We start from the raw sequence: 7,464 nt of genomic DNA, 5'->3' as shown, positions 1-7,464 counted from the left end.
GGGCCATTTCACGTATGCGGAAAACATGGTTATCAGGAAAATTCTGGTCTTTAGCTGCACGAAGAGGAAAGAGAAAAGCAATCATCGCCATTGCGCATAAAGTAATTAAGGTGATATACCATATATTGAAACAACGAACGGCATTTATTGAATACTCAAAATTACTAGCATAGACCAGTTTCCAATTTCATATACACAACTACTGAAAAAATATCTAAAGAACAGTAGTCTTCTTTCTTATTGTCTTTTTGCGTGTTTCACACGCAAAAAGAAGATCTAGATGTATTATTAAAAAGCTAAATTGTGCCCTGAATCAAATTATTTTCACAGAAAAGAAAGGGGGTTTTTATGTCGGTGTTTTAATTGAAAGTGATCTCCTTACAAAAATGTAAGCTTATTGTAAGTTATTACAATAGCAGGTTTCTAGAAGATTCTATACAATAAAAGTAAGAGATAAGTACGTGATAGAAGATTGCGTATCAGCAAGAAAAGGAGAGATCAACATGGAATGGATTCATGAATTATTCCAACAGTACGGATACTATGTTGTACTCGTTGGGTTACTGTTAGAATATATTGCACTTCCGTTTCCGGGAGAGCCAACATTAGCTTATGCAGGATATTTGGCGCATACGGGTGAGTTGCACTTACCATTATTAATCTTTTTCTCTTTTTTAGGGACAAGCGTAGGGATGACAATTCAATATTTTGTAGGAAACAAGCTCGGTATGCCGTTTATTCAACGGTACGGAAAATATGTTTTTTTAACGCAGCGTAAAATTGATTTAACACGAAAGTGGTTCGATAAGTATGGATATTTCCTAGTATTTATTGCATTTTTTATTCCTGGTGTGCGCCATTTTACAGGATACTTTGCAGGGATTATTAATTTACCATTTCGCCGCTTTGCGATAACGATTTATTGCGGGGCATTATTTTGGGTATCGTTCTTCTTAGTAGGCGGTTATTGGTTAGGTGGAAACATAGATTCTATTTTTGGATTGCTTGGAGATCATATCGGAAAGATTATTATCGGTGTTGTTGTGATTGTGGCGGTAAGTGTAGCTGTACGATTCCGTAAAGAAATTAAGCGCGTGTTTGTACACACAGTAAATTAAAATTATCCATTTCATGTTGAGAAAGGCAGTGCTTCTGTTGAGAGAAGCACTGCCTTTTTGTATAGGTGAGCTTGTGGGTTGTTCATTATGTATTTTTGAAAATCTAAAATTAGAATAAGCAATAACATTGGTAAAAACAGAAATGTATGTAGTTATAATATAAAACCAGAGATGACAGAGAACCAAAAAGCAGTATTACATATTTGTATAAAGCTCATTATGAGTGCTGCTTTTTTCTTTTTTAATACACTTATAACAAAAAGTAAGGTGTAAAGGATGATAAGAATAGTCCAAAATGGAGTGATGGAAATTGTAATAGGTAGTGACTCTTCAGGTATTCCAAGAATGAAGAATAGAATAGGCACGAAAATCATGAGAAATGGAATACAGGCTAGCAGGGTAAATAATACACTTCTATCACGAATACCTTGAATTATTAGTAGAAGTGCAAACAATATAATCGACAAAAGTAATAGCACCATAATATGTACTCCTTTTCAACGAAAGTGTAATTTTACACTTTTTATTATAAGGTATAGTATGGAAACTGTAAATATTTTTTATTATGAATTGTTGGTCATCTAAAAAGCAGGAGATTTTTAGGTCGTTTTTTCAATTTATACTTATATAGTATGTGCTTTTATGTTATATACATAATATAACGTATTTCGAATTTTAATTAGTAAGATTATCGGGTATTTTAAGTTTTGTATATTTACAATTTAAAGATGCGAGGGCCCTTTAAAGTTTAGTTTATTTAATATTCCATATGTTTAAATTTAATAATAAAAGGAGAGCTACTATGAGCTTACGAACACGAATTTTAGGAATTGTATTTGTAGTCATCCTAGGGCTGGCGAGTATGAATTTTGTATTTTTATACTTTACTGCGAAAGGAACTGGGGAACAAACAATTGGTGAGTTAGGGAAGATTCAAGTTGAGGCAATGAAAAAGCAATTTGATAAAGACACATATGAATTGTGGTTAAAAGATCCTCAAAAAAATGACACATATGAAAAGCTGCGAACTACATTAAATGAAATGCGTGAACATGATGGCGCGTTATATGTATATACAATTAATTTTAAAGAGAATGCAGCGTATATTATGATTGATGGGCAGCCAAGTTCAGAGGATGCTTCACCGATTGGAGAGAAATCGGACAGTAGTCAGGCAGAAATCCAAAAGCTTAAGCAAGGTGAATGGATGTACAGTCCGATTATAAATGATGAAAAATACGGGAAATATATGTCCGTTCTTGTACCGTTACAAGATGAAAAGGGCCAAGTTTATGGGGCGCTTGGAATGGATATAAAAGCTTCTGTTGTTGATACGATTATGCATAACTTGTTGGCAGATCGAATGGTGAAACTCGGTCTTATTAATATAGGAATTGTTGCCGCTGCCCTTGTATGTTTGTTCTATTTTATTTATCGAGGCTTAAAGCCGCTTCATACGTTGAAAGAAGAAACGAAACGAGTTGCAGAAGGAGATTTAAGAGAGCTTCGCATTTCATCTCGTAAGAAAGATGAGATTGGACATATGATTCGTTCTTTCGGATATATGATGGAAAATTTAAGAGGAATATTGCAAGGTGTACAGAAAGCTACACACTCTGTAACGCAAACATCGGAAATGTTACTTTCTTCTACACATGAGATGAAAGAACAGAACCAGACCATTTTATTATCGAGTCAAGAAATTACAAATAGTAATGCACAAACTGTTTCTTCGATGGAACAAGTTTCGAGTGCGATGCATTCTTTTGAAGAAGAAATACGCGGTGTTGAACATGCCGTAGGGGATATGAAAAATATTTCTCAAGCGATGGCACAAGCGGGCGAAGAAGGCCAGGGAATGTTGCATAATACAGTTATGCAAGGAAAAGAAATGAAAGAGACGTTCTATCAATTTGAAGATACAGTCAACTCATTATTAACACAAGTAAGTCATACGGGAGAAATTCTATATACAATTGAAGATATTGCGGCGCAAACGAATATGCTTTCCTTAAATGCAGCTATTGAAGCAGCTAGAGCGGGAGAGTCGGGAAGAGGATTTGCGGTTGTGGCAGAAGAAGTGAAATTGTTAGCAGACCGTACCGCAGAGCAAACAGGGAATATTCGTCAGTTAATTTATAAGATGCAGCAAGAAGCATCTGGTACGACAGAACAACTGTCGCAAGCGTTGCAGCAGTATGATGCGCAGTTCAATCAAGTAAGCATCGTAGCGGAGCAAATGAAAGCATTGCAATATATTTCAAACGAATTAAATGAGTCACTGCAACATGTGATCGAAAAAATGGAAAAAATGAAACAGCAACAGGGCGTGATTCATACAGAAGTATTGTCTGTTACGGCTGCAAGTGAAGAAACAGCTGAAGCTACCGAAGAAGTAAGTGTCACAATAGAAGAAGTGGCAAAACATATGAATGTGTTTACACAAGAAGTGCAAGAAATGGCAACACAAATTCATGACTTGAGTGAACAAACGAAGCGCTTTACACTGTCATAAGGTGAAACTTGTATTCATAGTGATTCAGTTGAGAAACTAATTATATAAGTAAAAAAACGATATAACCCCCCCTTTCTTTTAGAGGGGGAGAGAGCATCTTGCCATGCATAGTAGCGGTCATGATGTATTCTGTATAGCAGTAATTTATATAATAGAAAAAGACCATCCTTTTTCAAAGTGAACTGAATAAGGATGGTCTTTTATTTGTTATTACGCCCACTATTTCTATAAGTTAGTGGTTATTTGATATGGTAAGAAATGATTATGAATTGCTTTCTGCCTGAACAGGACTGTCATCTTGTAGTAAATCAAAGATATCTGCCATACAAAATGCGATAAACCATGTCCATAGACCATGGAAGAAAGCTGTGCTAAGCTGCAATGGTAAATCATAATTTGTTGTTGAAAATGAGATGCAACCGCCGACGATACCGATCATTATTAAAAGCGTCGTTTTTCTGGCATTTTCTGCTGAACTGAAGAGGAAGAAAATAAACGAACCAAATACGGAAGCGCTTACAATGGAGTCGATCCCATTAATATATATATTTTCACCGATATGAATATTAGTCCAAAAGCATAAGAGACCGCCTACTATGGCAAATAATGTTGCAATCATAAGTTTAATTTTTTTGTTCATATGTTCTACTCCTTTATCATCATTTGAATAGGAGAACCAATTTATAAATCAAAATGGATTCATATATATATATTGCTTATTTAATAGTATAACATGTTTTAGATTCGAATAAAAATAATTATCAGATATTTTGAATTTTGGCGTGCGTTATCCAACGATATCATAAAGTAAAAATAAAAACGCAAGGACATCGTCCTTGCGTTTTGTTATATACGTTTAAATCGTCCGACTACTTCTACCGTTTCTGTAATGTTAATAAAAGCATGACGATCAACGTGCCTTATCAGACGTTTAATTTCTCCTAGTTCATAGCGCGTAACAACTGTGTAAATCATTTTTTTCTTATGATTTGTATATCCGCCGACAGCATCAACCATTGTTACACCGCGAATTCCGTTTTGGAGCAAAGCTCTTTTCACGATATCTCCTTTTTCTGTAACAGTCATCACTGTTAACTTAATGTGCTTCGTATGAATGGAATCGATTACTTTACTTGCTACAAATCGGCTGATCAGTGTATAAAGTGTAATATCCCACCCGAAAATAAAACCAGCGATCACAAGTAGAATAAGGTTAAAAGCAAAAATAATAGAACCAATTGAAATATCTCTATGTTTTGCAACAATTAACCCAATAATATCGAATCCGCCCGTCGAAGAAGCAAATCGGAAAATGATTCCTGTTGCAGCCCCGCACAGCACGCCGCCAAAGACAGCAGATAATAAAATATCATCTGAGATTTTATGAACGGGAATAACGTTCATCGCAAGCGTCGATATAGTAACGAAATAAGCTGTTAAAAAAGTTGTTTTCTTTCCTAAGTAAAAATAGCTAAGAAAGAGAAGTGGAATGTTTAATAAAAAGATGAGTGCACCAATGTTGTAGTGCATTAAATAACCGATAATCATCCCAACGCCAGTAAAGCCGCCACTAATCATGTGATGTGGAATAAAAAACATATTCATTGAAACCGCATAAAAAATTGAAGCAACTAAAATAACAATCAGTTGAATGATGAATTCCAAATGCCATGTTTTTGCAGCTGGGAATGATAAAAAGGCGGTATCGGGAACGTAATCGGCGTCTCCTAGTTGGCCCATGTCTGTTTTCATCTCCATATTCATTTTTGATTACAAGAAGAGAATAATGCTTTTTTCACCAACTGACAATAGTTTTATTATTATGCAAAAATTTTATAAAATTTGTACAACTTAAGCGTATGGAGAAAAACATGGATATGTCAAATATAAGGAATTTACATATTGAATTAGTATGCTATAATCCTGTCATAAGGATGTGAAGAGATGGAGTTTCTGTTGCAAGATGCAATGTTATATATATCTGTTGTAACAACGGCACTTTGTTTATTAGAAGTTTTGTTTCTCACTAATGTTTCGCGTTTTGTACGCCAACAAACATATAGAGGGAGACAGAAGGCTTTCGCATGTGTTGAAACGTGCGAGAAGCATATAGGGAATACTTCGTTTTTCTCTGTCTTTTATAAACATGGAATGGCCCGCTCAGTCCGCAGGCAAGAAGCAAGCGGAGAGAGTGATGATGTAGGTCCGTATATACCAATGTTCCGCTAACGAATTATGAAACATTGGAGGAATATATATGTTTAAATCATACCGAGCTTGGCTCGTAAGTTTATCGTTATTACTTGTTGTTGTTTTATCGGGATGTGGTAATGCAAATGCGAATGCAAGTGCAGCACCGATTGATGCGAGTAGTCCTGGATTTTGGAATCACTATATTGTATATCCAATTTCTGTTATGTTGCAGTTTGTGGCACACCATTTGCCGAATCATAGCTTTGGGATTGCCATTATCATTATTACGATTGTAGTTCGTACGATCTTACTGCCGCTGACGATTACGCAATATCGCAGTCAATTAAAAACAAAGAAAATACAGCCGGAACTTCAGAAATTGAAGGAAAAGTACGGAGATGTTACGAAAAATCCGGAGAAACAAAAGCAATATCAACAAGAAATGATGATTTTAATGAGAACGAACGGTGTGAACCCAATGATGGGATGTTTACCACTCTTGCTGCAAATGCCGGTTTTCTCAGCATTGTACTATGCCATTAGTCATACGGAAGAGATTCGTACAGCTTCTTTCTTGTGGGTAAATTTAGGACATCCAGATCCTTATCACATTTTACCTGTCCTTGCTGCTCTGTCAACATTCCTGCAGATGAAAGTATTTCAATCTAATATGACAGGAGAACAAAGCCAAGTATTGAAAGTTCAGCAGTTTATGATGCCGGCAATGATTTTATTTATGGGATCTGCTGCACCGTCAGGACTCGTCTTGTACTGGATTACAAGTAACTTATTTACTATCATTCAAACTGTGCTATTAAAGAAAGTAATGGACCGTGAAGATGGACAACTGCAAGAGGCATAAGAGAAGATCGTTGTTATGATATAAAGTGAAACTTCCATCAGAGGGGGGGGTTCTTCATCCCCCACTGATGGTCAGCCCTCACCAATCGGGCTTTTACTGCCCGTTAATGCGGGATAAAGAAGGAGTTAACCTAAAATACTGCTTTAGCAGGATTTTGGTTAACTCTTTTTTTATAAAAAACCCCTCCTTTTTTTAGATGGGCGAGAGGAACTGGCGGTGAGTGGGAGCGGTTAGGACATATTTCTGCCACGTGCAAGGTTTAAAAAGCGAGTGGGGGCATGCTTTATTCTGCGTAATAGCGATTTATATGCTGAAAAAGCAAGGTGAATTTATATATAAGGTAGGTTAAAAAAATATAAAATTTAAAATGAAAAAGCGTCTTTTTTAGATGAGCGAGAGCACCTGGCCGTGCGTGGAAGCAAGTGAGGGAAGAAGAAAAGCACAGCTGATGTTTGTTTTATTTTATGTAACTGTTATACTATACTCGAATAATTTTATTGTGTACTATAAAACACACTTGCTTTTTTAAAAAAATTCAATATAATGAATATTAATAATAAAAAATCGACATTATAAAAGTATTGATAAGGACATGATCTATTTTTTACGATTTTCAGAGAGGGAAGCCTTAGGCTGTGAGTTTCCTAATACGAAAGAATAGTTTACCACCTTTGAACTGCAGCAGTGAACGAATATCTAGTAATTGTTTGCCGGCAATCGCCGTTATCTGAAACTTGAGCAATTGGTGATTTGTGTCTTCATGCCAATTGGAACAA

The 7,464-nt window shown here is 35.7% G+C and carries 7 protein-coding genes and 1 other annotated feature (1 of these 8 only partly in view); of the genes, 4 read left to right on the top strand and 3 right to left on the bottom strand.

Annotation, left to right across the window (positions count from 1 at the left end; translation table 11 throughout):
- Positions 1-503 precede the first annotated feature (503 nt).
- Complete coding sequence (locus Q9306_RS21515; protein ID WP_306202193.1) at positions 504-1,118, top strand: DedA family protein; 615 nt, start codon at positions 504-506, stop codon at positions 1,116-1,118.
- Positions 1,119-1,270: 152 nt separating this feature from the next.
- Here the strand turns inward: Q9306_RS21515 and Q9306_RS21510 are convergent, their stop codons facing one another.
- Positions 1,271-1,600 carry a hypothetical protein gene (locus Q9306_RS21510; protein WP_306202192.1) on the bottom strand — a complete coding sequence of 110 codons (330 nt, stop codon included), beginning with the start codon at positions 1,598-1,600 and terminating at the stop codon, positions 1,271-1,273.
- A gap of 287 nt (positions 1,601-1,887) precedes the next feature.
- Here Q9306_RS21510 and Q9306_RS21505 point away from each other — a divergent pair, with 287 nt between their 5' ends.
- Positions 1,888-3,633, top strand: a complete 1,746-nt coding sequence (locus Q9306_RS21505; RefSeq protein WP_431193914.1) for a methyl-accepting chemotaxis protein — start codon at positions 1,888-1,890, stop codon at positions 3,631-3,633.
- Between the two features lie 262 nt (positions 3,634-3,895).
- Here Q9306_RS21505 and Q9306_RS21500 read toward each other — a convergent pair whose 3' ends face one another.
- Positions 3,896-4,273 (bottom strand): DUF3938 domain-containing protein, encoded by a 378-nt coding sequence (locus tag Q9306_RS21500; protein WP_306202188.1) that lies wholly within the window; start codon positions 4,271-4,273, stop codon positions 3,896-3,898.
- 206 nt (positions 4,274-4,479) lie between these two features.
- Positions 4,480-5,373 carry a YitT family protein gene (locus Q9306_RS21495; protein ID WP_306202186.1) on the bottom strand — a complete coding sequence of 298 codons (894 nt, stop codon included), beginning with the start codon at positions 5,371-5,373 and terminating at the stop codon, positions 4,480-4,482.
- Positions 5,374-5,577: 204 nt separating this feature from the next.
- On the opposite strand from Q9306_RS21495, the gene Q9306_RS21490 reads away from it, so the two are divergent.
- Positions 5,578-5,862, top strand: a complete 285-nt coding sequence (locus tag Q9306_RS21490) for a hypothetical protein (protein ID WP_020062338.1) — start codon at positions 5,578-5,580, stop codon at positions 5,860-5,862.
- Positions 5,863-5,890: 28 nt separating this feature from the next.
- Positions 5,891-6,688: a membrane protein insertase YidC gene (gene yidC, locus Q9306_RS21485; protein WP_306202183.1), complete on the top strand. Its 798-nt coding sequence runs from the start codon at positions 5,891-5,893 to the stop codon at positions 6,686-6,688.
- Positions 6,689-7,260: 572 nt separating this feature from the next.
- Positions 7,261-7,464, top strand: a binding site (T-box leader); it runs 34 nt beyond the window's last position.

Origin of the sequence: Bacillus multifaciens (assembly GCF_030756675.1) — a bacterium.
Lineage (GTDB): Bacteria > Bacillota > Bacilli > Bacillales > Bacillaceae_G > Bacillus_A > Bacillus_A multifaciens.
Note: the sequence above shows the minus strand (reverse complement) of the source record. Positions and strands in the feature narration are given on the sequence as shown.